Source organism: Sphingomicrobium aestuariivivum, assembly GCF_024721585.1.
GTDB classification, from domain to species: domain Bacteria; phylum Pseudomonadota; class Alphaproteobacteria; order Sphingomonadales; family Sphingomonadaceae; genus Sphingomicrobium; species Sphingomicrobium aestuariivivum.
Genome location: NZ_CP102629.1, coordinates 1,237,762 through 1,263,789, shown reverse-complemented (window position 1 = coordinate 1,263,789; position 26,028 = coordinate 1,237,762). Strand labels below are relative to the sequence as shown.

Genomic DNA, 26,028 nt, shown 5'->3' with positions numbered 1-26,028 from the left:
ACCGAAGGATTGGGGGGTGGAGCGAAAGCTCCGCCCCCTTTTCTTTGCGCCGTGCGCGCAAGGAGAGAGGCGGCGCCGGTGGCGCTGCCTTTTCGCTAATGGCAGCAGGTGCCGCGCCTAGCGCAGCGGGGTCATGTCGAAGGCGATGGTCAGACGCTCGCCGTCCGAAAACGGCTCGGTGCCGTGCCAGAAGATCGAGGGGAAGAGCGCGAGCTTCAATGGCTCGGGGCGGATCCGCGCGATCGGTTCGATCGTCTTGCCGCCGGTGATGAGCGGCTCGCCGATCTGGAGCCAGCCGTCGTGGCTGCCGGCATCATCGCCGCTGCCGAGCGTGTCGGGCAGGTCGACATAAAGCGCCGAGGACAGCCAGCCCTGGCTGTGGATGTGGCTGACATGGCGCCCGCCACCTTTCAGCAGGATCGACCAACTGCCGACCATGGCGATCGGGCGCGCGTCGCGGTGCGCGAGGAAGGGGTGGTTGGCCTCTGCGGGCGGCAGCGCCTCGACATGCGCGCGCACGGCGCGGCGGATCGCGGCGCGCGCGGCGACGATCTCGGGATCGCGCCGCTTGAACAGGTTGCCGAAGGTCTGGGTGCCGCCGCGCGGGCTCTGGCCGAAGGGCGGCCCCGCGGCATGGTGGAGCGAGCGCAATTTCGCGGCCAGTGCGGCGCGTTCTTCCTCCTCGAGGTCGATGCGTTGCTCGCTGAACAGGTCGTGGCCGCGAAAGAACCAGTCGGCGTGGGGGTGGCCGAGCGCCTTCAGCGCCGCCCCGAACCAGGCCCAGCATTCGCCGTCCCCGTGACGCGATAGCGCTTCCTGTCCGACCTGCAGCACGCCTTCGTAGCGACCCGTGCGCATGAGGTGGCGCATGCGCGCGCCGTCGAACGCCTGGTCCTGCATGTTGACGAGGCGGCGGAATTGCTCGTCGGCCTCGTCGTAGCGCCCGCGCTCGGACAGGAGGTCGGCGCCGACCATCGAGATAAGCGGCGAATTGGGGAAATCGGCGATGGCGGCGGCCCAGCCGGCGTCGAGCGCCTCCGGGTCGTCCATCGTCTTCAGCGTGCCGAGCCAGGCGGCGCGCAGGACCTCGTTGCCGGGCATGGCCGCGATCGCGTCGCGGAAGCTTGCGGCGGCATCATCATGCCCGCCCATCCATGCGAGCTGGGCCAGCGACTGGTGGCCCTCGACCCAGTCGGGCTCGTCGGCAAGGCGCGCCTCGAGCAGGGCGACGGCTTCGTCCGCGCGGCCTTCCATCTCGAACGCCGAGACGGTCTCGAGTAGCGCGGGGCGACCCTTATCGGCGAGTGCGAGCAGTTCGTCGGCGACCGGCTCGCCCATCTCCTTGCGCAGCGACAGCATGCCTAGCCGGTTGGGGCGGGACTGGTCGCCGAGGATGCGCAGCGCAAGGTCGTTGCGGTCGATCTGGCGGGCGCGCTCGACAAGGCGCCGGGGCGGCAGGGTGGCGCTCTCATGCACCTCGAGGACGAGCCGTGCGGCTTCCTCCTCGTCCCATGCCTCGAGGGCCTGTCCGATCGCCGCGTCCGTCTCGCTCATCCCCGCATTGCTGGAGGGGTGCCTCCGCCTTGTCCACCCCCCTTCATCGATGGCTGCCCCGGCTTCATCGCCAAGGCCTTGCTTTGTCGACCGGCATCATTGCGCTATGATGCTGTGTCCGCCGCCATGAGGGGAGCGGGCCGGTAAGGAGCAAGCGACATGACCATCCTGACCCTATCGATGATCGCCGGCGCGATGCTGGTGGGTGGCCCGCAGCAGGACCGGGGCGATGTCCAGCGCGCCAAGGAAGACGCCGCTGCCGCGGCCGCCCTGGCGACCGCCGAGGATCGCGGTGCCAACGCCTATGTCTGCAAGCGGATCGCGCCCGCCACGGGCTCGCGCCTCAACCGCGGCCGCCAGATCTGCAAGACTGCTGCCGAGTGGCAGTCGATCGAGGAGCAGATCAAGACGGCGATGCAGGAAAACGCCCGCCAGGCGCTGCAGGACTAGCGATTCGCTTTTCGCCGCGACGCGCGTTAGGCTCCCCCCGAAGACCCCGGCCGGTCGCCGGGACTAGAGGGAGCCAAGACCGATGAAGACCTTTCTGACCGCCGCGCTGATCCTCGGCGCGAGCGCCGCCGTGACGGCGGCACCGCCGGCCGAGCAGCAGGCCCGCGAGGAGGCCGCCGCCGCGGCCGCCGAGGCCACTGCCGATGCGCGCGGCGACAATGCCTATGTGTGCCGTAAATTCCCGCCGCCCACGGGCACCCGCCTCGGCCGTGATCGCCAGATCTGCAAGACGCAGCAGGAGTGGGACCAGATCGACAGCGACGTGCGCACCTCGTCGCAGGAAAATGCCCGCCGGGCGCTGCAGAGCAAGGGACCGGGCCAGTAAGCGGGGCGCTCGGCGTCCAAAGGGGAAGTGGAATGAAGTCGATCCTGATCGCAGGCCTCGTCATCGCCGTGCCGAGCGGCGCGCTCGCCGTGCAGCCGGCCGACCAGCGCGCCCGCGAGGAAGCCGCCGCCAAGGCCGCCGAGGAGACGGCCGAGGCGCGCGGCGACAATGCCTATGTCTGCAAGCGCTTCCCGCCGCCCCCGGGCACGCGCCTTGGCAAGCGCCAGATCTGCAAGACCCAGCAGGAATGGGACCTGATCGAACGCGACGTGCAGGATTCGGTGCGCGAGGCCACCCGCACGCCTACCGACTTCAAATAGGACCGCGCGGGCCACGGCCCGGCGAGACGATAAAAAAGGGGCGCTCACCGCATGGTGGACGCCCCTTTCTCGTTGGTCGCTTGCCGCCGCCCTAGGCGGGGGTCAGGACGAGCTGGCCGTCGCCTTCCTCGACCTTCACGGTCATGCCGTCGCGCACGCGCCCGGCGAGGATCTCGTCGGCGAGCGGGTCCTGCAGATATTTCTGCACCGCGCGCTTCAAGGGACGCGCGCCATAGACGGGATCGTAGCCGACACGGCCGAGCCAGTCGCGGGCAGCCTGCGTGAGATCGATCTCGATCTTCTTGTCGTCGAGCAGCTTCTGCAGGCGCTTGAGCTGGATATCGACGATCGGCCCCATGTGGCTCTGCGAGAGCCGGTGGAACAGAATGATCTCGTCGAGGCGGTTGAGGAATTCGGGGCGGAAATGGCCGCGCACCACTTCCATCACCTGGTCCTCGACCACCTTGGGGTCGGCATCCTCATCCTGCTGCGCCAGATACTGGCTGCCGAGGTTGGAGGTGAGGATGATGATCGTGTTGGTGAAATCGACCGTGCGGCCCTGCCCGTCGGTCAGGCGGCCGTCGTCGAGCACCTGCAGGAGGATATTGAAGACGTCCGAATGCGCCTTCTCCACTTCGTCGAACAGGACGACCTGATAGGGGCGGCGGCGGACCGCCTCGGTGAGCTTGCCGCCTTCCTCGTAGCCGACATAGCCGGGAGGCGCGCCGACGAGGCGGGCGACGCTGTGCTTCTCCATGAACTCGGACATGTCGATGCGCACCATGGCGGTGGGATCGTCGAACAGGAATTCTGCAAGCGCCTTGGTGAGCTCGGTCTTGCCGACGCCGGTCGGGCCGAGGAAGAGGAAGGAGCCGAGCGGACGGCCCGGGTCCTGGAGCCCGGCGCGGCTGCGGCGCACGGCCTTGGAGACGGCGTCGACCGCTTCCCTCTGGCCGATGACGCGCTTGCCCAGCAGCTCTTCCATCTGGAGGAGCTTCTCGCGTTCGCCTTCCATCATTTTCTCGATGGGCACGCCGGTCCAGCGCGAGACGACGGAGGCGATGTCCTCGTCGGTCACTTCCTCGCGCAGCATCGCGCCCTCGGTGGCGGCAGAGGCGGCCTCGAGCTTCTTCTCCAATTCGGGGATGCGGCCATATTGCAGCTCGCCCGCGCGTGCGAGGTCGCCGCCGCGCTGCGCCTGTTCGAGTTCGATGCGGGCCTGATCGAGTTCGGCCTTGAGGTCGCCCTCGGCGTCGATCTTGTCCTTCTCGGCCTGCCAGCGCTGGGTCAGTTCGGCCGATTCCTGCTCGAGGTCGGCAAGCTCCTTCTCGAGCTTCTCGAGCCGGTCCTTCGAGCCTTGGTCGCTTTCCTTCTTCAGCGCCTCGCGCTCGATCTTCAATTGGATGATGCGGCGGTCGAGCTTCTCGATTTCCTCGGGCTTCGATTCCACCTCCATGCGGATCCGGCTCGCCGCCTCGTCCATGAGGTCGATCGCCTTGTCGGGCAGGAAGCGGTCGGTGATGTAGCGGTTCGACAGCGTCGCGGCCGCCACCAGCGCGGCATCGGTGATGCGCACGCCGTGATGGAGTTCGTATTTCTCCTTGAGGCCGCGCAGGATCGAGATGGTGTCGGGCACCGTCGGTTCCTCGATCATCACCGGCTGGAAGCGGCGTTCGAGCGCGGCGTCCTTCTCGACATATTGGCGATATTCATCGAGCGTGGTGGCACCGATGACATGCAGTTCGCCGCGCGACAGGGCGGGCTTCAAAAGGTTGCCGGCGTCCATCGCGCCCTCGCTCTTCCCCGCGCCCACCAGCTGGTGCATCTCGTCGATGAAGAGGATGATCTGCCCGTCGGACTGCTTCACCTCGTCGATCACGCCCTTGAGGCGCTCCTCGAATTCGCCGCGATATTTGGCACCCGCGATGAGCGCGCCCATGTCGAGCGACACGAGCGTACGGTCCTTGAGGCCATCGGGGACGTCGCCGTTGGCGATGCGAAGGGCCAGCCCTTCCGCGATGGCGGTCTTGCCGACGCCGGGTTCGCCGATCAGCACCGGGTTGTTCTTGGTGCGGCGCGCCAGCACCTGCACGGTGCGGCGGATTTCCTCGTCGCGGCCGATGACGGGGTCGAGCTTGCCAGCACGCGCCTTCTCGGTGAGATCGACGGCATATTTCTTCAGCGCGTCATAGCGGTCCTCGGCATTTTGCGTATCGGCGGTGCGCCCGCCGCGCAGGTCCTCGATCGCCTTGTTGAGCCCCTGCGCGGTGACGCCCGCGTCCTTGAGGCCCTTGGCGACATCGTCCGAGCCGAGGGTCGCGGCGAGGAGGAGGCGCTCGACGGTGACATAGCTGTCGCCCGCTTTTTCGGCGACTTCCTGTGCCTTGTCGAGAAGGCGCATGGTGTTGCCGTCGACGCCCGGCGCCTGGCTTGCGCCGCCGCCGGTGACGCTCGGCTCCTTGGCGACGAGCGTGTCCACATTTGAGCGCGCCTGCCTGGCATCGCCGCCCGCCTTGGCGATGAGCCCCGCGGCCATGCCCTGCTCGTCATCGAGCAGCGCCTTGACGAGATGCGCGGGCGTGATGCGCTGGTGATTTTCGCGCGCCGCGATGGTCTGGGCTGCCTGCAGGAAGCCGCGGGCGCGTTCGGTGAGTTTTTCGAGATCCATCTGTTTTGCCCCTCAACAAAAAGCGGAGAAAAGGTCTGTTCTTGGCTCGAATGTAATGTTGCAAAGCTGCAACACAAGGGGTCGACTGTATTTTTCGACCAACACAGTCAGAACTGGTCGATCCGCGCCGCCTCGCGGCGCTGGAGGGCGATGCCGCATTGGCGACCGCCTTCCTCTTCGGTGACACCCCAGATGCGATATTTCCACGCATCGACGTGGAAGCGGATGCCGACATAGAAGCCGAAGCCCGCGTCGTAGCGCCGCCCGTAACGCGCATGGATGGTGCACAGGCGGCTCATCAGCTCGTTGCGGTCGAACGGATAGCGGGGGACGACGTCCAAGGCGATGTTGGTGCGGTGCACCGAACGCGCCGAGCCGCCCGCGCAGCTGTTGAGGTAAGGGTTACGATAGCCCGAGAGCACTTCCATCTCGCCGACCGCGGGCTTCACCGCCTCGCCGAGATAGCGCAGCGTGTTGACGATTCCGTCCCAGTTCTGGCGCGGCGGCACTTCATAGGGCGGCTGGTTGCATTCGCGCCACGAACTGGCGGTGCGCAGGAGCTGCCACTTGGGCACCACGTCGCCGACGCCAGAAGTGTCGAGATAGGAGAAATAGGCGTCGATCTCGGCCTGCCGCGCGGGATTGTTGGCGCGCCACGCATTGTAGCCCGCAAAGTCCTGCCCCGGCTCGATATAGTCGGCGGCCGTGTCGGGCAGCGTGGGCGCGACCGGCGCCATGGCGAGCAGCATCGCGGTGACAAGGCTCATCGGAGTGACCATGCCTTATCGACGAACAAGGCTTGCAAAGGGTCCTGCATCACTCCAGCCTAGGCCCATGAGCACGCCGTTGGAAGTCGATTTGCCGCACAGCCTCGGAAAAGCCGAGGCACATGCGCGCATTGCCGGAAATACCCACCGCCTCAAGGATGCGATCCCGGGCGGGATGGCCGAGGTCCACGAGGCGTGGGAGGGCGACACGCTCAACCTCACCGTGGGCGCGATGGGGCAGGAGGTTAAGGCGGTGATCATCGTCGAGGACGCCAATGTGCATTGCACCATCGACCTTCCGGGCATGCTCGGCATGTTCAAGGGCGCGATCGAGAGCGCGATGAAGACCCACGGGCAGGACCTCCTCCTCGAGGATCGCTCGCTCGACTAGCGCGCGCTCGCACGGCTGCTATGGTCGTTCCTGGAAAACAGGGAGGCAGGGCCATGCGTCACTTCGCGATCGTGGGTTCGGGACCGGCGGGTTTCTATACCGCCGAGGCACTCGCCAAGGCCTATGGCGACAGCGCCCGCATCGACATCATCGACCGGCTGCCTGTCCCCTACGGTCTCATCCGCTTCGGCGTGGCGCCCGACCACCAGTCGATCAAGAAGGTCGCGATCCGCTACGACAAGGTCGCCGAGGCCGACAATGTGCGCTTCCTCGGCAATGTGTCGATCGGCGATGCGGTGACCGTCGCCGAACTGCGCCAGCTCTATGATGCGGTGGTGATGGCGACCGGCGCGCCCAACGACCGCCAGCTTGGGCTGGAGGGCGAGGACCTGCCCGGGGTGATGGGCTCGGCCGCCTTCGTCGGTTGGTATAACGGCCATCCCGACCATGCCACCCACGAGCCGCCATTGGATGGCACGCACGCGGTGGTGATCGGCGCGGGCAATGTGGCGCTCGACGTCGCGCGTATCCTGTCGAAGACGCTGGGCGAACTCGAAGGGTCGGACATCGTCGCCCATGCCTATGAGGCGCTGGAGCGCAGCCGCGTCGCCGACATCACCATCCTCGCCCGCCGCGGGCCGCACCAGATCGCGATGACACCCAAGGAACTTTCCGAGCTCGGCCAGCTGGAGATCGCCTGTCCGGTGGTGGACGAGGCGGATTTTCCGCCGCAGAGCGCCGATGACGACCTCGAGGATCGCGGGCTCGCCAAGTCGGTCGCGCTGCTGCGCGGCTATGCGGCGGAGGACTGCGACAAGGACAAGGCGATCCGCTTCGACTTTTTCGCACGGCCCGTGCGGATCGAGGGCGAGGGGCGCGTGGAACGGGTTATCGTCGAGCGCACGCGGCTCGACCCCGACGGGCGGGCGCGGGGCACAGGCGAGGAATATGTCCTGTCCGCCAGCCTCGTCATCAGCTGCATCGGCTATTCATCGCCGCCGATCGAGGGGGTGCCCTACGATCATCGCGGCGGGCGTTTCGCCAATGAGGACGGGGTCATCGGGGACGGGCTCTATGCGGTCGGCTGGGCGCGGCGCGGTCCGACGGGGACGATCGGTACCAACCGGCCAGACGGCTATGAGGTCGCGGGGCAGATCGAGGCGGCGATGCCGGCCGGCTCGGACGGCGGCAAGGCGGGCGGCGAGGGGCTCGATGCCCTGCTCGATTCGCGCGATGTGCTGGCGACCTGCTTCGATGACTGGCGCAAGATCGAGGCGGCGGAAGAGGCCGCCGCGCGCGCCGGCAGCCCGCGCGAAAAGATGGTCTCGACCAGCGAAATGCTGCGCCTGCTCGGTCACAAGTAAGATGCCGCTTGCATCACCCCCAAGGGGAAGCTAGGGAGCGCTTCGTCCTTGCCCCTCCGTTCGGGATATCGAGCGTCAGTCGGGGAGTAGCTCAGCCTGGTAGAGCACTGTCTTCGGGAGGCAGGGGCCGGAGGTTCGAATCCTCTCTCCCCGACCATTTTCTCACAGCACCGTTACCGGATCGCCCCGCCGCGGGCGGCCGCGCCCTATTGGGCGGGGCGCGCCGTCAGCGTTCCGCCGTTCGAGGCGATGAAGGTCACCATTCCTTCGCCATTGAAGCGGAAGCCCGCGAGATCGTTGAAAGTGCCGATGAACTGCTGCTCCATGGCGTCATAGGGCGGCACGCAGGCGCGCTGCGTCATCGCCACATTGTCGCCGATCTGCACGCGGTCGCCATATTGCTGGAACGAGCCCGTGAACTGGTTGCAGCCGGTCGAGCCCGAAACCTGCCCGTCGTTCCACGTGATGCTCGGCTTGTTCTCGGAGGTGATGGCCGTGCCGTTGATGGCATAGACCTCCCACGTGCCCGACAGGCCGGTCGCGCCCTGCTGGCCGCCGGTGCGCACCAGCATGATGGTGCCGATGTCGGTCGCGCCCGGCGCGGGATCGTAAGGGTGGTTGGTATCGCTGGTCCACAACAACTCGTTGTTCACATTGTAGATCATGGCGCGCACGCTGTAGCGGTGATTGGCGATGAAGCGGTCGCTGTCGGCCTCGATCGAGAAGTCGAGCGGGACCGATTCGCCCTCGTCGACGCGGCGCACCTCGGAGGCGATCACGTCGGCGGGCGCATCGGCGCGCGAAACGTCGAGCAGGGTGGCGCGATAATAGGCGCCGGGGGGCAGCGCGATGCGCTCGCGATAGGTCATCTCGCCTTCGATCGTGTAGGTCTCGGCGGCAGTGTCGTAATCGTCGGTGGCGCAGGCGGCGAGCGGAAGGAACGCCGCGATGGCGAAGGCATAAGCGGGATCGAACGTCATATGGCGGCTCATGGGGCGGCACTCCTGACATTGCACGCCCCCGGACCGGACATGGCGCCGGGGCCGTCGCTGTCTCTCCACCCCCGGCAGCGCAGCACATGAACTAACATATGTTAGTTTCGAGTTGAAGAAGCGGGGCCGGCGAACCGGCCCCGTTCATCGCGGAATCCAGCGATTTTATCGCTGATCAGGCATATTCCTCCTTGGCCGCGAGTGCCTTGCACAGCGCCTGCGCGGTGGGACCCGAGGAAGGCGGGTTCTGGCCGGTGATGAGGAGGCCGTCGGCGACCACATGTTCGGCGAACACGCCGCCCTCGCTCCATTCGGCGCCCTGCCGCTTGAGCACGTCCTCGAGGAGATAGGGGACGACATCGGTGAGGCCGACCTGTTCCTCTTCCTCGTTGGTGAAGCCGGTGACCTTGCGGCCCTCCACGATCGGCTTGCCGTCTTCACTCTCGACGATCTTGAGGACGGCGGGAGCGTGACAGACGAGCGCGACCGGCTTGCCCGAGCGCAACGTCGTCTCGATGATCTTCTTCGAGGTCTCGCTCTCGGCAAGGTCCCACAGCGGGCCGTGGCCGCCGGGATAGAAGACCGCGTCATAGTCGCCGGGGTCGATGTCGGAGAGGAGCTTGGTGGTGGCCAGCTTCTGTTGCGCCTCGGGGTCGGCCTTGAAGCGCTTGGTGTCCTCGGTCTGGCTGTCCTCGCTGTCAGACTTGGGGTCGAGCGGGGGCTGGCCGCCCTTGGGGCTGGCAAGGGTGAGGCGGTGGCCCGCGTCCTTGAGGACATAGTAAGGCGCGGCCAGCTCCTCGAGCCAGAAACCGGTCTTCTCGCCGGTGTCGCCAAGTTCGTCATGGCTGGTGAGGACGATGAGGATATTCATGATGTTCGCTCCTGTGATGAGGGTGACGGCGCGCGTCTTCCCTCCTACAACGCGCCCATGACAGCGAGCGATCCGATCATCATCGACAGCCGGTTCCGCGGACCCGACGGGATGGGCAATGGCGGCTATGTCTCGGGGGTCGTCGCCGAAGCGGTTGGCGGCCCGGCGGCGAAGGTCCGGCTCCATGCGCCGACCCCGCTCGATCGCGCCTTACAGCTGGTGCGCGATGCGTCCGGTGCGCGGTTGATGGACGGCGACAGGCTCCTGGTGGAGGCAGAGGCGCTGGGCAAACCGCTCGATCTCGATCCGATGCCGTCACCGCCGGGAGACGAGGCGATCGCACGGGCCAAGGCGCATTTCCCGACAGCCGAACAGCATATGGCACCGCGTTGCTTCGTGTGCGGCCCGCTGCGCGATCCCGAAGAGGCGCTGCACCTCATCACCGGCCATGATGCGGCGAGCGGACTGGCCGCCGACCGCTGGGTGCCGCGCGGCGACCTTGGCGGTGCCAACGGGCTGGTGGCAACGCGCTATGTCTGGGCAGCGCTCGACTGTCCCTCCTATTTCGCCACGGGGCTGGTCGACACGCCGGCCCTGCTGGCGGGGATCGCAGCGCAGGTCCAGCGGCGCCCCGCACCCGGCGAAGCGCTCACCGTCACCGGCTGGTCGCTCGAGGCCGACGGGCGCAAGCTCCATTCGGGCAGCGTGATCCACGATGAGTCGGGCCACGCCATCGCGATGGCGCGCGCGCTGTGGATCCGGATGGACGAGGGGCTCTAGCGCCCTAGGTCGCGAAGCTCGGGTCGAGGCGATAGGCCTTGCGCATCAGCGCGGGCCAGGCGAGCATCTTGGCGACGATCGGAAGCCCCGCGCCGCCCTGCTGCGCGGTGATCTCGGGAGCGCCCTGCGGGGGCATGTTGAGCTTGCCGGGGCCGGCCGAGAGCGCCAGCACCTGCGCCTCGCAGGCGCGCTCGAGATAATAGAGCCGGATGAAACATTCTCCGACCGACCCGCCGGTCGCCAGCGTGCCGTGGTTGCGGAGGATCATCATCGACTTGTCGCCGAGATGTTCGACGAGCCGTTCGCGCTCGTCGAGGTCGACGGCGACACCTTCATAGTCATGGAAGGCGAGATCGCCGAGCACCAGCATGGCTGTCTGGGTCAGCGGCAGGAGCCCGTCCTCATGCGCGCTCACCGCCTGCCCGTGGGGCGTGTGGAGGTGCATCACCGCATGCGCGTCCTCGCGGTTCATGTGCAGCGCCGAATGGATGGTGAAGCCCGCGGGGTTGGTCATGAAGGGGGTGTCGTCAACCGCATGGCCGTTCTGGTCGACCTTGACCAGCGAGGAGGCGGTGACCTCGTCGAACATGAGGTTGTAGGGATTGAGCAGGAAATGATGCTCGGGCCCCGGCACGCGCGCCGACAGGTGGGTGAAGATGAGGTCGTCCCAGCCGAAATGGTGGACGAGGCGATAGGCAGCGGCGAGTTCGACGCGGGCTTGCCATTCTTCTTCCGACACCTTGCCCTTCAGGCTCGGGATGTCGGTGCTGTCGATCGGCACCGCGCCCTTCATGGCCTCGGTGAGCTTGTCGGCGCGGTTCATGGATGATCTTCCTGCTTGTCGGGATGGGCGTCGGCAAATGCCGGATGCGCGCTCGCGCTCTCGTCGGCCCGCCGGAGATGCGGATAATCGTTGATCGGCACCGAGAAGCGGCGCGCATTGTAGAGCTGGGGCACGAGGCAGATGTCGGCCAGCGTCGGCTGGTCGCCGAACAGGAAGGCACCGGCACGCGGTGCGGCGAGTTTCTCGAGCGCATCGAACCCCTCGCGCACCCAGTGGCGATACCATTCGTCCTTCGCGGCCTCCTCGCAGCGCAGCTCCTGCTTGAGATATTTGAGGATGCGCAAATTGTTGAGCGGATGGATGTCGCAGGCGACCAGCGTGGCCAGCGCGAGCACATGGGCGCGATCGGCGGGATTGTCGGGCACGAAGGGCGGCTCTGGCCGGGTGGCGTCGAGATAGTCGAGGATGGCGAGGCTCTGCGTCAGGCGGTGGCCGTCGATCTCCAGCATCGGCACGAAGCCTTGCGGGTTCTTTGCCTTGTAGGCCTCGTCCTTCTGCGCTCCCGAGACGAGATCGACCTTCTCCGAATGGTAATCGATCCCCTTGAGGTTGAGGCCGATACGGACCCGGTAACTGGCCGAGCTGCGATAATAATCGTGGAGGATGGGTCGCGTCATTGGCGGGAGACTGCGCTTTCCCTAATGCCGCGTCAATCACCCGTGCCGGTGAAAGGCGCGAGGTGGCGGGCGCGGACACGGGCGGGCCGGGCGCTTGCCTTGTCGATCATCGCCCACTGCGTGGCGGCGCGAACATGCACCTTGCCGTCTTTCTCGAACTCCATATGGCGGACCGAGCGCGCGCCTTTGGCTTCAGGATCGATCCAGGTGCGCGCGGTGACGGTTTCGCCTTCCTCGAGCGCGCGCAGATAGTCGATTTCGTGGCGGGTCACGACCCAGAAGACCTCGTCCTTGAGCTCGTCAGGCGCGGCGGCGTCCCAATGGGCGATGGCGACCTTCTGGATCCACTGCACCCAGACCGCATTGTTGACGTGCCCGAGCTCGTCGATGTCGGCGCGCTGCGCGGTCAGTTCCATGGTGAATTCTGGCCTGCTCATGGCTGGAACTCCGGCGGGGTGAGGCCAGCGGCGGCGAACAGCGTCTCGAGCTGCTCGGCGTCGGTGGCGCGGTTGAAGGCAAGCCCGCGCATGCGCGCTGCGGCGAGCTGGTTGCCGCCGATGTCGACATAGTGGCGCAGCCATTCCTCGGCGCTCACCGTGCCGTCGCCGCCGTGGCGGTCGATCAGCCCCGACCAGAAACTGAAGAAGTCGCCGCCGGCATCGCGCGCGGCCTTTTCGGCGACGAGCCCGAACAGGAAGCCGCAACCGTAGAAGGCCTGCCCCGCCCCGCGCTCGGGCGCGCTGGCGAGCGGGCCGCCGGCACCGAGGCGGAGGCATTCGCGCCAGCTCGAGCGCAGCGTGCGCGCCTCGAGCGCCGCGCCCTCGGCGGCATCGACCGCCTGCGTAGCGCGCAGCGCGAGGAGGTCGGCGCCGCCCTCGCTGGTCCAGGCATCGCCGGGACGGCCATAGTCGACGAGGTTGCCGAGCCAGAAATGGGCGGCCTCATGGGCGATGAACTGGCGCGCCTGCCGGCCGGCGATCGTGCTTGGAACGGCGAGGCCCTCGCCCTCGAGCCGCATCACGATCTGGCTGTCGATCACGCTGCCGCCGAGGCTGACGGTGCCCTGCGTGGGGCCGGCCCAGGTGACGAACAGGTCGGGGCGGCCGTTGTCGTGGGGGCCGAGGCGGTCGGCATAATAGCCGAGGATGGCGGGGATTTCGGTCTCGAGCTGGGTTGTCAGCCAGTCGGGCACGCCCGGATGGACGCGCATGGCGATGGCGCGGTTGCCGGTCGAGGGCACCTCGCCATGAACGACATAGGCGGGCGCCTCGAGCGCGAATGGCCCCTCGTCGCTGCCATGATGGAAGCCTTCGCGAAAGCGCACCAGCGGGTGGCCGCCGGCATAGTCGGGCAGCATCGTCCAGTCGGCGCCAAGCGACTGCACGGCGGCGACCGAGGCGGCGGGGCGAAGGGTGAAATGGTCGGAGAAGAGCGCGGTGGCCTCGCCCAGAGGGACCGCCGGCTGGTAGTCCGCCTCGAGCATGCGCTCGTAGGGGGTGAAGGCGATCTCGACCGTCGGAGGCAGGTAGCCCCCGTCGGAGGCGACGAGTGCTTCATGATGGCCGATGCGGACCAGCTCGACCCCGTCGGTGATCACCTTCCAGCTTTGCGCGCGCCAGCTCGTACGGTCGTCCCGCGCGAGGCCCGAGCGCAGGAAGATCCACACCGGCGCCTCGTCGCGCAGTTTCAGGGTGAGGTCGTAGCGCCCGGGCGCACCGGCGACCTCTTCGGCGACGGCGACGGTGGCTTCCATCACCGGCGTGCCGGCGCGGGCGCGTTCATAATCACTGGGGGCGGCCGAACAGGCGGCCGCCCCCATGAGGAGGCTCAGCGCGAGGCCGAGCGCGAACTTCACTCCGCGCCGACCTGGTCGAGCACGAAGCTATAGGCCTCGGCGGTCTCGTAAAGCGAGTTCCAACGCCCCGACTTGCCGCCATGACCCGCGCCCATGTTGATCTTGAGGAACAGCGGGTTGTCGTCGGTCTTGGTGGCGCGCAGGCGGGCGGCCCATTTGGCGGGCTCCCAGTAGGTCACGCGCGGATCGTTGAGGCCGCCAGTGATGAGCATGGGCGGATAGTCCTGCGCCTTCACATTGTCATAGGGGCTGTAGGACAGGATATATTCGAACGCCTCGGGATCGGTGATGGGATTGCCCCATTCGTTCCACTCGCCCGGGGTGAGCGGCAGCGTGTCGTCGAGCATGGTGTTCAAGACATCGACGAAGGGCACGTCGGCGACGATCGCGCCGTAAAGCTCGGGCGCTTGGTTGACGATCGCGCCCATCAGCTCGCCGCCCGCCGAGCCGCCCTGCGCGGCGACCATGCCTTCCTTGGCATAGCCCGCCTCGATGAGGCCGCGGGTGACGTCGACGAAGTCGTTGAAGGTGTTGGTGCGCTTCTTGAGCTTGCCGTCGAGGAACCACTGGTAGCCGAGGTCGTCGCCGCCGCGGATGTGGGCGATGGCATAGGCATAGCCGCGATCGACGAGGCTCAGGCGCGCGGTCGAGAAATAGGGCGGGATGGCGCTGCCATAGGCGCCATAACCATAGATGAAGAGGCGCCCCGAGCCGTCGAGCTCATGGTCCTTCCGGCGGACGATCGAGACCGGCACCTTGGCGCCGTCGCGCGCGTCCACCATCAGGCGGTCGACGGTATATTTCTCGGGATCATAGCCCGAGGGGATTTCCTGCACCTTGAGGGTGGTGAACTGCTGCGTGTCGGGGTCGTAGTCGTAGACCGTATTGGGCGTGACCATCGAGCTGTAGCCGATGCGATACTGGTCGGGCGCATAGTCGGCCATGCCGGCGAAGCCCGCGGTATAGGCTGCTTCCTCAAAGGGAATGCGGGTCATCTCGCCGCTGTCATAGTCGCGCAGGTACAGCTGGTCCAAGCCGTCGAGGCGGCCCGAGACGAGCAGGTGGTCGCGGTGCGCGTCGATATCCTCGAGATAGAAGGTATCCGACCCCGGGATCACCGTATGCCATTTCTGCGCATCGGCGGGATCGGCCTGCGCAAGGCGGAAATTGACGTGATTGTCATTGGTGACGATCCAGAATTTCCCGTGGCTCGCATCGACCGAATATTGGATGTCGGGACGGCGGCGCATGATCAGCTGCGGCTTGGCCTCGGGCTGGTCGGCGGGAATGAAATAATATTCGTTCGAGCTGTTCTCGCCCGTCGACAGGAAGATGTAATTCTCGTCGGTCGACTTGCCGAGGCTCACCGTGAAGGCCTGGTTCTCGGTTTCCTCGAAGACGAGGCGATCCTTGTCGGGATCGGCGCCGAGCGGGTGATAGAAGGCCTCGTAGGTGCGCCAATTCTCGTTGGCGACGGTGTAGAAGAAGCCGGTGCCCGCCTTGTCCCATTCGGGGCTGCCGAGCGCGGTATCGCTGACCGTCTCGAGCACCTCACCGCTGGCGATGTCGATGACCTCGATGGTGTAGCGCTCCGAGCCGTTGCGGTCGGTCAGCACGATCGCCTTGGTCGCATCGGGGCTGACCTCATAGCCGCCGAGGCGGAAATATTCGTGGCCCTCGGCTTCCTTGTTCTCGTCATAGATGAGGGTGCCATTGTCGGGCGTGACGTCGCTGGCGGTGCCGTCGGCCTTCTTGCGATACCACAGGCGATATTGCGTGCCCGGCGCGAATTCGGACCAGTAGACATAGTCGCCATTCTTCACCGGGACGCCCTTGTCGTCCTCCTTGATGCGCGCCTTCATCTCCTCGAACAATGCCTCGATCTCTTCCTCGCGCGGCTTCTTCCACGCCTCGAAATAGGCATTCTCTTCGTTGAGATAGGCGAGCACATCCTCGTCATCGACGACCGGATAGCCCTCGTCGCGCAGCCACGCATAAGGGTCCTCGACGGTGATGCCGTGACGGGTGAAACTGTAGTCGCGCTGTTCGGCGACGGGGGGCTTTGGCATGTCGGTCATGCTGTCCTTCTGGGCAGGGGTAGGCTGGGCAATGGCGGGGGCGTTGAGCGCGGCGAGGGCAATGCCTGCCGCGAGGAGGCGACGCTTCATCGATGATGCTCCTTCACATTCGTTGTCGCGACACTAGGTGCTATAGGAGACCAAGCAACAGAGAATTTCGCCCAACAGACGGGCAGAGGAGAATGAATGTCCACCCACGCCGACCGCCTCGAAGCCCTGCGCACCCAGCTGAAGGACGATGCGCTCGACGGCTTCGTCGTCCCGCTTACCGATGAACATATGTCCGAATATGTCGGCAGCTACGCCCAGCGGCTGGCGTGGCTGACCGGCTTCGACGGTTCGGCGGGCGCCGCCGCGGTGCTGCCCGAGGAAGCCGCCATCTTCACCGACGGGCGCTACACCATCCAGGTGCGCAACCAGGTCGACGGCGAGCTCTTCAGCTACGAGGACGTGCCGCAGACGAGCATCGCCCAGTGGCTGTCGAAGAAGGCGCCGTCGGGCGGGCGCATCGGTTTCGACCCGTGGCTCCACACCCGCGCCTGGGTGAAGGCGGCGACCAAGGCGCTCGCCGACAAGGGCGCCGAGCTGGTCGCGGTCGAGCGCAATCCCATCGACAAGGTGTGGATCGACCAGCCCGCGCCGTCGAAGGCCAAGCTCGAACCCTATTCGCAGAACCTCGCCGGCAAGTCCTCGGCTGCCAAGCGCGCCGATATCGCCGCCTGGCTCAAGGAAGAGGAAGCCGATGCGGCGGTGATCGCCGCGCTCGATTCGATCGCATGGGCATTGAACGTGCGCGGCAAGGACGTGACCCACACGCCGGTCGCGCTCGCCTTTCTCGTCGTGCAGGCCGACGGCACGGCCGACCTGTTCCTCGACGGCGACAAGGTCGATGGCGAGCTTCGCAACCACCTCGGCGAGGAGGTGCGCATCCACGAGCGCTCGGACTTCGAGGCGCATCTCGAAGGCAGCTATTCGGGCAAGGCCGTCGCGGTGGATCCCGAACGCTCGGTGGCCGCGATCGAGATGGCGCTCGAGCGGGGCGGGGCGAAGGTCATCGCGCGGCGTGATCCCGCGGTGCTGCCCAAGGCGATCAAGAACGAGGCCGAGATCGCGGGCCACCGCGCCGCGCAGGAGCGCGACGGTGTCGTCATCTCCAGGTTCCTCAAGTGGCTCGAGGAGGAAGCTCCCAAGGGCGGGCAGGACGAATTGTCGGTCGCGGCCAAGCTCTATGCGCTGCGCGAGGAGACGGGCGAGCTGAAGGACATCAGCTTCGACACCATCTCGGGCGCGGGCGCCAATGGCGCGCTGCCGCACTATCGCGTCGATGAAAAGTCGAACGCCAAGCTCGAGAACAACCAGATCTACCTCGTCGATTCGGGCGGGCAGTATCTCGACGGCACCACCGACATCACCCGCACGGTGATCGTCGGGACGCCCACGGACGAGATGATCGACCGCTACACCCGCGTCCTCAAGGGCCATATCGCCATCGCCCGCGCGCGCTTCCCCGAAGGTATTTCGGGCGGGCGCCTCGACAGCTTCGCGCGGCAATATCTGTGGGAGATCGGCGAGGACTTCGCCCATGGCACCGGGCACGGCGTCGGCGCCTTCCTCGCGGTGCACGAGGGGCCGCAGCGCATCTCGCCGCCGGGCGGTGCCTATGCGGGCGCCGACGAGCCGCTGCGCGAGGGCATGATCCTGTCGAACGAGCCCGGCTTCTACAAGGAAGGCGAGTACGGCATGCGGATCGAGAATCTCGTGCTCGTCGTCGCGCATGAGGTGGAGGGCCGCCGCGTGCTCGGGTTCGAGACGCTGACCTTCGCGCCGCTCGACCGGCGCCTCATCGACAAGGAGATGCTGACCCCCGAGGAGCGTCGGTGGGTCGACGACTATCACGCGCAGGTGATGGAGAAGATCGGCTCGCAGCTCACGGGCGAGGACAAGGAGTGGCTCGAGGCCCAGTGCAAGCCGCTCTAGCGCCAGCGGCCTTAGGCGCCTGATTCGTCCGGCTTTTTCGATTCGCCGGAGCGCTCTTTCGCCATCTCCTTGCCCTGTCCCTTGCGGCGGCGCAGGTTGGCGCGGAGCGCTTCGGCGAGGCGTTTTGCCTTCTCGTCCTTCTCGGTCGTCATGGGGGGCTCGTTAAAACAGCACGAAGCGCTCGCCAAGATGCTTGACAGGTCGCCATGCTTTGGCGATAGGGCGCGCCGTTCCCGCTAGAGATGCTGCCGTAGCTCAGGGGTAGAGCACTCCCTTGGTAAGGGAGAGGTCGAGAGTTCAAATCTCTCCGGCAGCACCAGCGGTTTTCCGCCGACATTCAGTCTTCCTGCTCGTCCTCGACGGCGTCCGCGACCCCGCCGATGACGGCCTGCACGGTCGCGTAGAGTGTGGCCACCGTAAGCGCGATGAAGGCGATCACCAGCGTCATCGCCGCGAAGACGAGGTGGAACAGCACGCCGAACCAGCTTTGCGGCATCTGCTGGAAGTCGCCGATCGGAAAAGCGAGCAGCAGGAGGAGCAGGAGCGACAGCATCAGCGAGGCGGTGGCGAATTTCGAGATGCGGTCGATATGGCCGTTGACGACCTGGTCGAAGTCGACGTCGATCTTGCGCACGAAGCCGAGCAGGGTGAGCATCAGCGCGAGGATCGTTGCCGAGGCGCCCGCGCCCGCCGAGCCGAGATAAAGGCCCGTGTCGGACAGCGTTTCGAGGAGCTGGGTCGCCTCGGCATCGCGATAGGTCGCGCCGATCGCATACCAGGCCCCGACCCCGAGGATCAGGAAAAAGGTGAAAGCGCTCCAGGCGAGCGTGGTGGTCTTGGTCGGCATGGGTTTTCCCCCTTTTCCCGGCCACAACACGGCGATAGGGGGCGGCGTTCCGCGAGGGGACCCCGAGACTTGGTCGTGCGGGGTCGTCGAGGCATGCTTCAGCCGCTCCTTCCGTCGTGGCGCCCGTGGCGTCTCGAACGAAGGTCGGCCAGCGCCACCACGATGGCGAAGGGCGCCAGCCAGGCGATCCTGCTCTGGTAGCGGTCATCGGGCTCCGAAAAGACCCCCGCGAGGAAGGCGTTGGCGAGGAGCGCGCTCAAGAGCGCGGCCATGAACAGCCGTGTCGGGAAACGCAGCCGCCGCCAGCACAGGAGCAGCAGGACCGGCAGGAGCAGGAGCGACAGCAGCGTCAGGGGCACCACCAGCATCCGGATTTCCTGCCGTGGCAGCCGACCCGTGGCCTGCCGCGAGGCGAGGAAGTTCTCCATCAGCGCCGGATCGACGTCGCCGACCCAGCGATCGAGCGTGGCGCCGCGAACCGCGCAGGGGTCGGGGCAATAGTCGTTGAGCGGCGCGACCATGACCAGCTGCGCCCCCAGGTCGCGGATGGCCGAGCGCGCGAAGCCCGCGGGGTCGGCGAGGATCGCGCCCTTCCAGGCGGTGGCCATCTCGCCCTGCAGGTGCGGCGGACGGGCGTCCGTCCGGTCGTGCACGGCGGCATTCAGGGGATGACCGCGCTGCCACAGGATCTGCTGGCTGTCGCGGCCCAGCTGCGTGCGCATCGCGCAAAGCTGCGGAGTGGGCGGTGCGTCCCCTGCGCAGCTTGCCTCCAGCCAAGCCGCCGTGAGCCCTTCCTGCTGGAGCGCGGCAAAGGCGAAGTAATCGCCCATCGGGGCGTGCGACCAACGCTCGTGCGCAAGGCCGTTGACGATGACGAGCAGGCCGATGGACAGCGCCGAAAAGCCGAGGCCCTTGCCAAGGATCGGGGCGACCGCCTGCCGCGACAGCGCCGCCACCGCCGCGCTGCCCAGCGTTACCGCCACGAGCAGGAGGGGGTGGGTCGAATGGACCGTCGCTGCAAGCACCAGCAGCATGCCGATGAAGGGGGCACCGCCCTGCCGCGGCTCGGCGAAGAGCAGGACCGCGAGGATGACGACCAGCCCGGCGAAGGCGTCGGGAGAGATCTGCATCGCGTGCCAGCCCCAGGAGGTGACCAGCGCCAGCGCGCCGAGCAGCAGCGACCGCTGCCGGGCGGACCAGCCGGGCAGGAGGCGGTGCGACAGGAGCGCCATCGCGATTGCCACCAGCGCTCCTTGAGCGATCGCCCAAAGCCACAACATGGCGGTCGTCTCGCGCCCGAGCATGAAGATCGCGCCGAACAAGCCGTAGACCGGTGAGCGCTCGTACTGGACGCTATGGCCGGTCGCGCCGTGGATGAACGGGCCGCTGTCGGGCAGGAGGAGCGGGTGGCCGTTGTAGAGCGCGGCCGCCAGAAGCACGGCAAAGGGACCAAGGGCCACCAGCAGGTGGCGGGGCGGCTGGCGCGTCGCATGGGCTCCCGACATGCGCGAACTCATCCACGTTTATTGCCTCACCGCAAGGTGCCGGCGACAAATCCACTTGCGAAACGATCCCGCTCGCCAGCCGTTTCAGAGGCAGGCAAGCGGAGGAATTGCATGGTTGGCGGCGTCAGCAGTCACGATCGCGACAATCACGAACTGGCCGAGGATCGCACCGATCTGGCCGAGGATCGCACGATCATGGCGGTCGAGCGGACGATGGCCAGCTGGATGGGCTCGGGCATGGGGCTGATCGGCCTCGGCCTCGGCCTTCGCGCGCTGTTCGGCCAGTTCGAGCCCGCCTGGGTCCCCAAGGCGATGGCGACCTTTTTCATGATCCTCGCGATCATCGTCGTGCAGGGCGCCAAGCGCCGCATGTGCGGGGCGATCAAGCGGATGAGCGCCAATTTCGTGAAGGAGCCCTCGACCAAGGGAATGGAGGTCGTCGCCGCGGGGATTTCGGCAGGCGCGGTCATGGTTGCTGTCGGCATCTGGCTCTTTTTCGGCTAGGGCATTGCCCATGACCGAAGACAATCCGCTGGCCGTCGAAGGCTCCGAGCGCTCGATGGTGGCGCTGATCATCCTGTTCGCGGTGATCCTGATCCTGCTCGTCTTCCTGTTCCGCGCCGAGCTCGGCATCACCATCCCCGATGTCGATGTCGAAGTGCCCGCCGACGTCCCCGAGGGCGCCTATTCGGCCGCCGAGGGCGCGGTCGCCTGACCCCGCGCGCCCGGTGCGATTGACAGGAGCGCGGCGAGCCGCCACCCGTTCGCCCACAGGAGGGAGCAGCTATGGGTGACTATCTGACGGGCTTTGGCAGCCATGTCGAAAGTGAGGCCGTGGAGGGCGCGCTGCCCGTCGGGCGCAACAGCCCGCAGCGGCCCGCCTTCGGTCTCTATGCAGAGCAGTTCTCGGCGAGCGCCTTCACCATGGCGCGGCCCGAAAACCTGCGCAGCTGGCTCTACCGCCTGCGCCCGACCGCCGATCACCCGCCTTACGAGCCCTATGAAGGCAATGCGCTGCTGACCGCCAAGGGGAGCGACAAGCCGCTTGCGCCCAACCGGCTGCGCTGGGACCCGCCCGCGCTCGATGCCGAGAAGGATTTCGTCGACAGCCTCGCGACCATGCTCGTGACGCGCGATCCGGCCGACCTCACCGGCGTGGCGCTGCACGTTTACCGGGCCGATGTCTCGATGGCGGACCGCAGCTTCATGAACAGCGATGGCGAACTGCTCTTCATCCCGCAGCGCGGCAGTCTCCACCTCGTTACCGAGATGGGCCGCCTCGACGTGCCGCCGGGGCATATCGCGCTCATCCCGCGCGGCATCCGTTTCCGTGTCGAGGTGCCCGAAGGCGGTGCGGGCGGCTATGTTGCCGAAAATTACGGCGCGCCTTTCCGGCTGCCCGACCTCGGGCCCATCGGCGCCAACGGGCTCGCCAATCCGCGCGATTTCGAGATGCCGGTCGCGGCCTTTGAGGACAAGGACGGCGACCACCAGCTCGTCCAGAAGCACGGCGGCAAGCTGTGGGCGACCATGCTCGACCACAGCCCGCTCGACGTCGTCGCCTGGCACGGCAATGTCGCGCCGATGCGCTACGACCTGTCGCGCTTCAACGTGATGAACACGGTCAGCTTCGACCATCCCGACCCCTCGATCTTCACCGTGCTGACCAGCCCGTCAGAAGTGCCGGGGCGCGCCAATGCCGACTTCGTCATCTTCCCGCCGCGCTGGATGGTGGCCGAGGACACGTTCCGCCCGCCGTGGTTCCACCGCAACGTGATGAGCGAGGCGATGGGGCTCATTCTCGGGCAATATGACGCCAAGGCCGAGGGCTTCTCGCCGGGCGGCATCAGCTTGCACAATATCATGAGCGGCCACGGCCCCGACGTCGACACGTGGAAGAAGGCGAGCGCAGCCGATCTCGAGCCCGAGCGTTACGAGGGCACGCTGGCCTTCATGGTCGAGACCTGCTGGCCCTACCGCCCGACCGATTTCGCAGTTGAAAGCGCGCAGCCCGATTATGACGAAGCCTGGCAGGGCTTCCCCAAAGCAAAGGTGACCGATGCATAACGACCCGACCAATTCGCCCGATCTCGACTGCTGGGTCGACGGCGCCAACGGCCATGCCGACTGGCCCGTCCAGAACCTGCCGCTCGGTGTCTTCTCGGCGGACGACGGCCTGCCGCGTATCGGCACTGCGATCGGCGACTATGTGCTCGATCTCGACGCTTTGGCGCAGGGCGAGCTGATCGAGGACGAGGACGTGCGCGAGGCGCTCCAGCAGCCGATGCTCAACGCGCTCTTCGCGCTGGGCGCCGAGGCGATGCAGGGCCTTCGCAGCCGCCTGTCGCAGCTGCTCACCGACAGCGACTATCGCGCCGTCGTCGGCCAGCATCTCATCGGCAAGGACAAGGTCGAGATGGAGCTGCCCGCGCTGGTCGGCGACTATACCGACTTCTATGTCGGCATCCATCACGCGACCAACATCGGCAAGCTGTTCCGTCCCGACAATCCGCTCTTGCCCAACTATAAATATGTGCCGATCGGCTATCACGGCCGTGCCTCGAGCATCCGCGCCTCGGGCCATCCGGTGGTGCGCCCCGCGGGCCAGAAGCGCCCCGCCGAAGACGGTGCCGCGCCGGTGCGCAGCCCTTCGGCGCGGCTCGATTACGAGCTCGAGATGGGCATCTGGATTGGCGAGGGCAACGCGCTCGGCGAACCGATCCCCATCGGCGAGGCGGAGAGCCATATCGCGGGCTATTGCCTCTTGAACGACTGGTCGGCGCGCGACCTGCAGGCGTGGGAATACCAGCCCTTGGGGCCGTTCCTCGCCAAGAGCTTCCTCACTACCGTGAGCCCGTGGGTCGTCACCCCGCAGGCGCTCGCGCCCTACATGCAGGACATGCCCAAGCGCCCCGAGGGTGACCCCGAGCCGCTCGATTACCTGCAGGGCGGGCCAGAGAAGGCCGCGCTCGGCATCCGCCTCGAAGTGCTGCTGTCGACCGAGAAGATGCGCGCTGCGGGCGAAGCGCCCTATCGGCTGAGCGAGGGCGAGGCGGCTGCGGCCATGTACTGGTCGGCGGCGCAAATCGTCACCCACCATGCCAGCAACGGCTGCAACCTCCAGCCCGGCGACCTCATCGGCACGGGCACGCTCTCGACCGCCGAAAAATCGGGCTTCGGCTCGATGATGGAGCTGTCGGAAGGGGGCAAGACGCCGATTACCCTGCCCAATGGCGAGACCCGCACCTTCCTCGAGGATGGGGATGAAGTGACGCTCACCGCGCGGGCGCATGCCGAGGGCCAGCCCGGCATCTCGCTCGGCGAATGTTCGGGACGCGTGTTGGCGGCGCGCGGATGACGCTGCTGCTCGCCCTCCTCGCGGGAGTCCTCAACGGGCCGCGCACCTTCGCAGCCATCGCACTGGTGGCGTGGAGCGCGGCCTTCGGCTGGCTCGACATCGCCGGCACGGGGCTCGGCTGGCTCGGCGCGCCCGCGCCCGCCGCGCTGCTGACCCTGCTCGCGCTGGGCGAGCTCTATGGCGACAAGGTCACGACGCGGAAGCGCACCTGGGTGCCCGCCGTCATCGGCCGCAGCGCGATGGGGGCGCTCGTCGGCGGGGCGATCGCGCTCGGGGCAAGCGATCCGGCCTCGGGCTGGCTCGGCGCCGCGCTTGGTGCACTTGGTGCGCTTGTCGGCACCTATGCGACGCTCCCCCTCCGCCTGTCGCTGGGCAAGCGATTCGGCCGTGACCTTCCCGCCGCGCTGCTCGAGGATGCGTTCGTCATCGGCGGGATCATACTGATCGTGTCGTTCGCAGCCTGAAACGGGTCGTTCGCCGTCCGGACCCGCTACGCTACCGTCAAAAGACGGTACGGGAACGTTCACATTTACGGCGTTTTAAGCATCTCCGATCAATTCCGCTTCGCTAAGAGTGAGCCAAGACGGGCAAGCTCCGCGTCAGTAGTTAAGTAGCGGATTTGTAAAGCATGTTTAAGATTCCCGTCCTGTCCGGCTGGTACGAGCGGCAGGCAATCAACGTCAAACTGCGGAGCGGTTTCGGCGCCGTCCTCGGTCTCACCGCCATCCTCGGTATTTCCAGCTGCGTCAGCGTCATCTCGATCAATTCGGATGCCGAGCAATATGCCCGAACCGCCAGCTTCGCGCTGACCGCCTCGCGGCTCGAGACCGAAGCCGCGCGCGCGACCGGCTATGCCACCGCCTATCTCGAGGCGCATCATGACGAGGACCGCGAGAAGGCGCTCGCCTCGCTCGGGCGCGCCTACCAGATGGTCGATGAATCGCTGGCGCTCGCCGACCTCGAGATCGAGCGCAAGGACCTGGCCGACGTGCGCGTCCGGCTCGACGATCTCGGCGCGATAATCGACGAGGCCGAGACGCACTTCGCGGCACAGGAAGTGGAAGAGGTGGTGATGGACGAGGCGACGCTGGCGCTGCTCGGGCGGGTCGAGGCCGATGCCGCCAAGATCACCGCCGACATCGCCGAGGTCGAGGAAATCGCGGCGCAGGAAGAAGCCAGGCTCCACGAGCATACGCAGACGCTCGCGACCCAGACCGAATGGGGCATCTCGATCATGGTCGTGATCGTCATGCTGGTCGGCGCGGGTGCGGCCTTCAGCACGTCCACCGACCTGTCCAATGCCGTGCGGCGCCTGACCGATGCGGTGCTGCGCCTCGCGCGCGGCGAGCGCAATGTCGAGGTGCCCGAACAGGAGCGTTACGACGAGGTCGGCGAAATGGCCCGCGCGATGGAGGTCTTCAAGGCCAATGCTGCCGAGATGGAAGAGCTCCAGCGTGCGCAGGCCGATGCCGCGCGCCGCGAGGTCGAGGCCCAGCGGACACGCGAAGCCGAGAAGGAAGCGGCCGACGAGGCACGCCGTCTCGAGATGCTCGAACTGGCCGCACGCTTCGAACAATATGTCGGCCGCGTCGCGCGCGAAGTGGGCGAAAGCTCGGACGAACTGCACGCCACCGCGCAAGGCATGGCGAGCACCGCCGAACAGACCATGCAGCAGGCGCAGCTCGTCGGCTCGGCCTCGCAGCAGGCCTCGTCCAACGTGATGACAGTGGCGTCGGCGGGCGACGAGCTCAACGAGTCGATCGGCGAGATCAACCGCCAGATGGGCGGCGCCGCCAATATCACCCGCGAGGTCGCGCAGGACGTGCGCGCCGCCGACGCGCGGATCGAGGAGCTGGCCAATTCGGTCGCGCGCATCGACGATATCATCGGCCTCATCGGCTCGATCGCGGGACGCACCAACATGCTTGCCCTCAACGCCACCATCGAGGCGGCGCGCGCGGGCGAGGCGGGCAAGGGCTTCTCGGTCGTGGCCGCCGAAGTGAAGGCGCTGGCGGGGCAGACCCGCGATGCCACTGGCGAGATCGCAAGCCTCCTGGGATCGATCCGTTCAGGCTCGTCGGAAAGCGCCGAAGCGCTGGGCGCGATCGCCGCCAAGGTCGGCCATCTCGAGGAAGTCAGCCTCGCGGTCACCTCGGCGGTCGAGCAGCAGTCGCTGGCCTCGACCGAAGTGGCGCGCTCGATCGACGAGGCCGCGCGCGGCACCCAGATGGTCAACGACAATATCGCCGAGGTCGGGCAGGCCGCGCGGACGGCGGGTGCCAGTTCGAAGGCGGTGCTCGATGCGGCCGGCCAGCTGCGCACGCAATCGGAAGAGCTGAAATACCAGCTCGACGAATTCCTCGAGCATTTGCGCGCGGCCTGAACGGCCGGAGCGCAGGAACGGG

Annotated in this window: 26 protein-coding genes and 2 tRNA genes; 15 read left to right on the top strand and 13 right to left on the bottom strand. The window is 67.0% G+C overall.

Annotation, left to right across the window (positions count from 1 at the left end):
• Positions 1-117: 117 nt before the first annotated feature.
• Complete coding sequence (locus NUW81_RS06555) at positions 118-1,554, bottom strand: putative 2OG-Fe(II) oxygenase (RefSeq protein ID WP_245111684.1); 1,437 nt, start codon at positions 1,552-1,554, stop codon at positions 118-120.
• Between the two features lie 159 nt (positions 1,555-1,713).
• On the opposite strand from NUW81_RS06555, the gene NUW81_RS06550 reads away from it, so the two are divergent.
• From NUW81_RS06550 to NUW81_RS06540, 3 genes are all read left to right on the top strand, one after another.
• Positions 1,714-2,004, top strand: coding sequence for a hypothetical protein (locus tag NUW81_RS06550; RefSeq protein WP_245111681.1), 291 nt, complete (start codon positions 1,714-1,716; stop codon positions 2,002-2,004).
• 82 nt (positions 2,005-2,086) lie between these two features.
• Positions 2,087-2,389, top strand: coding sequence for a hypothetical protein (locus tag NUW81_RS06545; RefSeq protein WP_245111679.1), 303 nt, complete (start codon positions 2,087-2,089; stop codon positions 2,387-2,389).
• 32 nt (positions 2,390-2,421) lie between these two features.
• Positions 2,422-2,709: a hypothetical protein gene (locus tag NUW81_RS06540; protein ID WP_245111676.1), complete on the top strand. Its 288-nt coding sequence runs from the start codon at positions 2,422-2,424 to the stop codon at positions 2,707-2,709.
• Positions 2,710-2,800: 91 nt separating this feature from the next.
• On the opposite strand, the gene clpB is transcribed toward NUW81_RS06540, so the two are convergent.
• Positions 2,801-5,377: an ATP-dependent chaperone ClpB gene (gene clpB, locus NUW81_RS06535; RefSeq protein WP_245111673.1), complete on the bottom strand. Its 2,577-nt coding sequence runs from the start codon at positions 5,375-5,377 to the stop codon at positions 2,801-2,803.
• A 107-nt stretch (positions 5,378-5,484) separates the two neighbouring features.
• Complete coding sequence (locus tag NUW81_RS06530; protein ID WP_245111671.1) at positions 5,485-6,144, bottom strand: D-Ala-D-Ala carboxypeptidase family metallohydrolase; 660 nt, start codon at positions 6,142-6,144, stop codon at positions 5,485-5,487.
• Positions 6,145-6,211: 67 nt separating this feature from the next.
• Between NUW81_RS06530 and NUW81_RS06525 the strand changes: the two genes are divergently transcribed.
• The 3 genes from NUW81_RS06525 to NUW81_RS06515 all read left to right on the top strand — a co-directional run bounded on the left by NUW81_RS06525 (position 6,212) and on the right by NUW81_RS06515 (position 8,056).
• A complete protein-coding gene (locus tag NUW81_RS06525; RefSeq protein WP_245111669.1) occupies positions 6,212-6,535 on the top strand; it encodes a polyhydroxyalkanoic acid system family protein in 324 nt (107 codons plus the stop codon).
• A gap of 53 nt (positions 6,536-6,588) precedes the next feature.
• A complete protein-coding gene (locus tag NUW81_RS06520; protein WP_245111666.1) occupies positions 6,589-7,899 on the top strand; it encodes an FAD-dependent oxidoreductase in 1,311 nt (436 codons plus the stop codon).
• 80 nt (positions 7,900-7,979) lie between these two features.
• Positions 7,980-8,056, top strand: a tRNA-Pro gene (locus NUW81_RS06515).
• Positions 8,057-8,105: 49 nt separating this feature from the next.
• Here the strand turns inward: NUW81_RS06515 and NUW81_RS06510 are convergent.
• The gene (locus NUW81_RS06510; protein ID WP_245111664.1) at positions 8,106-8,891 is read right to left on the bottom strand and encodes a YbaY family lipoprotein; all 786 of its coding nucleotides are present in this window, start codon (positions 8,889-8,891) and stop codon (positions 8,106-8,108) included.
• Positions 8,892-9,066: 175 nt separating this feature from the next.
• Positions 9,067-9,762, bottom strand: a complete 696-nt coding sequence (locus NUW81_RS06505; RefSeq protein ID WP_245111661.1) for a type 1 glutamine amidotransferase domain-containing protein — start codon at positions 9,760-9,762, stop codon at positions 9,067-9,069.
• Between the two features lie 57 nt (positions 9,763-9,819).
• On the opposite strand from NUW81_RS06505, the gene NUW81_RS06500 reads away from it, so the two are divergent.
• A complete protein-coding gene (locus tag NUW81_RS06500; RefSeq protein WP_245111658.1) occupies positions 9,820-10,542 on the top strand; it encodes a hypothetical protein in 723 nt (240 codons plus the stop codon).
• A 4-nt stretch (positions 10,543-10,546) separates the two neighbouring features.
• On the opposite strand, the gene NUW81_RS06495 is transcribed toward NUW81_RS06500, so the two are convergent.
• Genes NUW81_RS06495 through NUW81_RS06475 form a run of 5 tightly spaced genes read right to left on the bottom strand, consistent with a single transcriptional unit; the run spans position 10,547 to position 15,936 of the window.
• The gene (locus NUW81_RS06495; protein WP_245113719.1) at positions 10,547-11,335 is read right to left on the bottom strand and encodes a class II aldolase/adducin family protein; all 789 of its coding nucleotides are present in this window, start codon (positions 11,333-11,335) and stop codon (positions 10,547-10,549) included.
• Positions 11,336-11,361: 26 nt separating this feature from the next.
• Positions 11,362-12,003, bottom strand: a complete 642-nt coding sequence (maiA, locus tag NUW81_RS06490) for a maleylacetoacetate isomerase (protein WP_245111655.1) — start codon at positions 12,001-12,003, stop codon at positions 11,362-11,364.
• A gap of 32 nt (positions 12,004-12,035) precedes the next feature.
• On the bottom strand, positions 12,036-12,440 hold the full coding sequence (locus tag NUW81_RS06485) for an acyl-CoA thioesterase (protein WP_245111652.1): 405 nt from the start codon (positions 12,438-12,440) through the stop codon (positions 12,036-12,038).
• Positions 12,437-13,858, bottom strand: a complete 1,422-nt coding sequence (locus NUW81_RS06480) for a M1 aminopeptidase family protein (protein ID WP_245111650.1) — start codon at positions 13,856-13,858, stop codon at positions 12,437-12,439. The genes NUW81_RS06485 and NUW81_RS06480 overlap by 4 nt, the downstream gene beginning before the upstream one ends.
• Complete coding sequence (locus NUW81_RS06475) at positions 13,855-15,936, bottom strand: S9 family peptidase (protein WP_245113717.1); 2,082 nt, start codon at positions 15,934-15,936, stop codon at positions 13,855-13,857. Before NUW81_RS06475 ends, NUW81_RS06480 begins: the two co-directional genes overlap by 4 nt.
• Before the next feature lie 186 nt (positions 15,937-16,122).
• On the opposite strand from NUW81_RS06475, the gene NUW81_RS06470 reads away from it, so the two are divergent.
• Positions 16,123-17,913, top strand: coding sequence for an aminopeptidase P family protein (locus tag NUW81_RS06470; protein ID WP_245111647.1), 1,791 nt, complete (start codon positions 16,123-16,125; stop codon positions 17,911-17,913).
• Between the two features lie 11 nt (positions 17,914-17,924).
• Here NUW81_RS06470 and NUW81_RS06465 read toward each other — a convergent pair whose 3' ends face one another.
• Complete coding sequence (locus NUW81_RS06465; protein WP_245111645.1) at positions 17,925-18,065, bottom strand: hypothetical protein; 141 nt, start codon at positions 18,063-18,065, stop codon at positions 17,925-17,927.
• Between the two features lie 92 nt (positions 18,066-18,157).
• Between NUW81_RS06465 and NUW81_RS06460 the strand changes: the two genes are divergently transcribed.
• A tRNA-Thr gene (locus tag NUW81_RS06460) sits at positions 18,158-18,232 on the top strand.
• A gap of 18 nt (positions 18,233-18,250) precedes the next feature.
• Here NUW81_RS06460 and NUW81_RS06455 read toward each other — a convergent pair.
• Both NUW81_RS06455 and NUW81_RS06450 read right to left on the bottom strand, forming a co-directional pair.
• On the bottom strand, positions 18,251-18,760 hold the full coding sequence (locus tag NUW81_RS06455) for a hypothetical protein (RefSeq protein WP_245111643.1): 510 nt from the start codon (positions 18,758-18,760) through the stop codon (positions 18,251-18,253).
• A 98-nt stretch (positions 18,761-18,858) separates the two neighbouring features.
• Positions 18,859-20,265 (bottom strand): hypothetical protein, encoded by a 1,407-nt coding sequence (locus NUW81_RS06450; RefSeq protein WP_245111640.1) that lies wholly within the window; start codon positions 20,263-20,265, stop codon positions 18,859-18,861.
• A gap of 111 nt (positions 20,266-20,376) precedes the next feature.
• Here NUW81_RS06450 and NUW81_RS06445 point away from each other — a divergent pair, with 111 nt between their 5' ends.
• From NUW81_RS06445 to NUW81_RS06420, 6 genes are all read left to right on the top strand, one after another.
• Positions 20,377-20,769, top strand: a complete 393-nt coding sequence (locus NUW81_RS06445) for a DUF202 domain-containing protein (protein ID WP_245111639.1) — start codon at positions 20,377-20,379, stop codon at positions 20,767-20,769.
• A 10-nt stretch (positions 20,770-20,779) separates the two neighbouring features.
• Positions 20,780-20,980, top strand: a complete 201-nt coding sequence (locus NUW81_RS06440) for a hypothetical protein (protein WP_245111638.1) — start codon at positions 20,780-20,782, stop codon at positions 20,978-20,980.
• Between the two features lie 71 nt (positions 20,981-21,051).
• Positions 21,052-22,332 (top strand): homogentisate 1,2-dioxygenase, encoded by a 1,281-nt coding sequence (gene hmgA, locus NUW81_RS06435; protein WP_245111637.1) that lies wholly within the window; start codon positions 21,052-21,054, stop codon positions 22,330-22,332.
• The gene (fahA, locus tag NUW81_RS06430; protein ID WP_245111635.1) at positions 22,325-23,623 is read left to right on the top strand and encodes a fumarylacetoacetase; all 1,299 of its coding nucleotides are present in this window, start codon (positions 22,325-22,327) and stop codon (positions 23,621-23,623) included. Before hmgA ends, fahA begins: the two co-directional genes overlap by 8 nt.
• A complete protein-coding gene (locus NUW81_RS06425; RefSeq protein ID WP_245111633.1) occupies positions 23,590-24,087 on the top strand; it encodes a DUF4126 domain-containing protein in 498 nt (165 codons plus the stop codon). The genes fahA and NUW81_RS06425 overlap by 34 nt, the downstream gene beginning before the upstream one ends.
• Positions 24,088-24,251: 164 nt before the next feature.
• Positions 24,252-26,006: a methyl-accepting chemotaxis protein gene (locus tag NUW81_RS06420; protein WP_245111631.1), complete on the top strand. Its 1,755-nt coding sequence runs from the start codon at positions 24,252-24,254 to the stop codon at positions 26,004-26,006.
• The last annotated feature ends 22 nt before the right edge of the window (positions 26,007-26,028 follow it).

What these genes read in the sequence shown, in the direction of transcription:
- clpB (WP_245111673.1), bottom strand. Translation starts at nt 5,377, where the DNA reads ATGGATCTCGAAAAACTCACCGAACGCGCCCGCGGCTTCCTGCAGGCA.
- NUW81_RS06530 (WP_245111671.1), bottom strand. Translation starts at nt 6,144, where the DNA reads ATGAGCCTTGTCACCGCGATGCTGCTCGCCATGGCGCCGGTCGCGCCC.
- NUW81_RS06420 (WP_245111631.1), top strand. Translation starts at nt 24,252, where the DNA reads ATGTTTAAGATTCCCGTCCTGTCCGGCTGGTACGAGCGGCAGGCAATC.
- hmgA (WP_245111637.1), top strand. Translation starts at nt 21,052, where the DNA reads ATGGGTGACTATCTGACGGGCTTTGGCAGCCATGTCGAAAGTGAGGCC.
- NUW81_RS06475 (WP_245113717.1), bottom strand. Translation starts at nt 15,936, where the DNA reads ATGACCGACATGCCAAAGCCCCCCGTCGCCGAACAGCGCGACTACAGT.
- NUW81_RS06465 (WP_245111645.1), bottom strand. Translation starts at nt 18,065, where the DNA reads ATGACGACCGAGAAGGACGAGAAGGCAAAACGCCTCGCCGAAGCGCTC.
- NUW81_RS06425 (WP_245111633.1), top strand. Translation starts at nt 23,590, where the DNA reads ATGTTCGGGACGCGTGTTGGCGGCGCGCGGATGACGCTGCTGCTCGCC.
- NUW81_RS06495 (WP_245113719.1), bottom strand. Translation starts at nt 11,335, where the DNA reads ATGAAGGGCGCGGTGCCGATCGACAGCACCGACATCCCGAGCCTGAAG.
- NUW81_RS06555 (WP_245111684.1), bottom strand. Translation starts at nt 1,554, where the DNA reads ATGAGCGAGACGGACGCGGCGATCGGACAGGCCCTCGAGGCATGGGAC.
- NUW81_RS06540 (WP_245111676.1), top strand. Translation starts at nt 2,422, where the DNA reads ATGAAGTCGATCCTGATCGCAGGCCTCGTCATCGCCGTGCCGAGCGGC.
- NUW81_RS06445 (WP_245111639.1), top strand. Translation starts at nt 20,377, where the DNA reads ATGGTTGGCGGCGTCAGCAGTCACGATCGCGACAATCACGAACTGGCC.
- NUW81_RS06510 (WP_245111664.1), bottom strand. Translation starts at nt 8,891, where the DNA reads ATGAGCCGCCATATGACGTTCGATCCCGCTTATGCCTTCGCCATCGCG.
- NUW81_RS06525 (WP_245111669.1), top strand. Translation starts at nt 6,212, where the DNA reads ATGAGCACGCCGTTGGAAGTCGATTTGCCGCACAGCCTCGGAAAAGCC.
- NUW81_RS06440 (WP_245111638.1), top strand. Translation starts at nt 20,780, where the DNA reads ATGACCGAAGACAATCCGCTGGCCGTCGAAGGCTCCGAGCGCTCGATG.
- NUW81_RS06550 (WP_245111681.1), top strand. Translation starts at nt 1,714, where the DNA reads ATGACCATCCTGACCCTATCGATGATCGCCGGCGCGATGCTGGTGGGT.
- NUW81_RS06485 (WP_245111652.1), bottom strand. Translation starts at nt 12,440, where the DNA reads ATGAGCAGGCCAGAATTCACCATGGAACTGACCGCGCAGCGCGCCGAC.
- NUW81_RS06450 (WP_245111640.1), bottom strand. Translation starts at nt 20,265, where the DNA reads ATGTCGGGAGCCCATGCGACGCGCCAGCCGCCCCGCCACCTGCTGGTG.
- NUW81_RS06545 (WP_245111679.1), top strand. Translation starts at nt 2,087, where the DNA reads ATGAAGACCTTTCTGACCGCCGCGCTGATCCTCGGCGCGAGCGCCGCC.
- maiA (WP_245111655.1), bottom strand. Translation starts at nt 12,003, where the DNA reads ATGACGCGACCCATCCTCCACGATTATTATCGCAGCTCGGCCAGTTAC.
- NUW81_RS06500 (WP_245111658.1), top strand. Translation starts at nt 9,820, where the DNA reads ATGACAGCGAGCGATCCGATCATCATCGACAGCCGGTTCCGCGGACCC.
- NUW81_RS06455 (WP_245111643.1), bottom strand. Translation starts at nt 18,760, where the DNA reads ATGCCGACCAAGACCACCACGCTCGCCTGGAGCGCTTTCACCTTTTTC.
- NUW81_RS06520 (WP_245111666.1), top strand. Translation starts at nt 6,589, where the DNA reads ATGCGTCACTTCGCGATCGTGGGTTCGGGACCGGCGGGTTTCTATACC.
- NUW81_RS06505 (WP_245111661.1), bottom strand. Translation starts at nt 9,762, where the DNA reads ATGAATATCCTCATCGTCCTCACCAGCCATGACGAACTTGGCGACACC.
- NUW81_RS06470 (WP_245111647.1), top strand. Translation starts at nt 16,123, where the DNA reads ATGTCCACCCACGCCGACCGCCTCGAAGCCCTGCGCACCCAGCTGAAG.
- fahA (WP_245111635.1), top strand. Translation starts at nt 22,325, where the DNA reads ATGCATAACGACCCGACCAATTCGCCCGATCTCGACTGCTGGGTCGAC.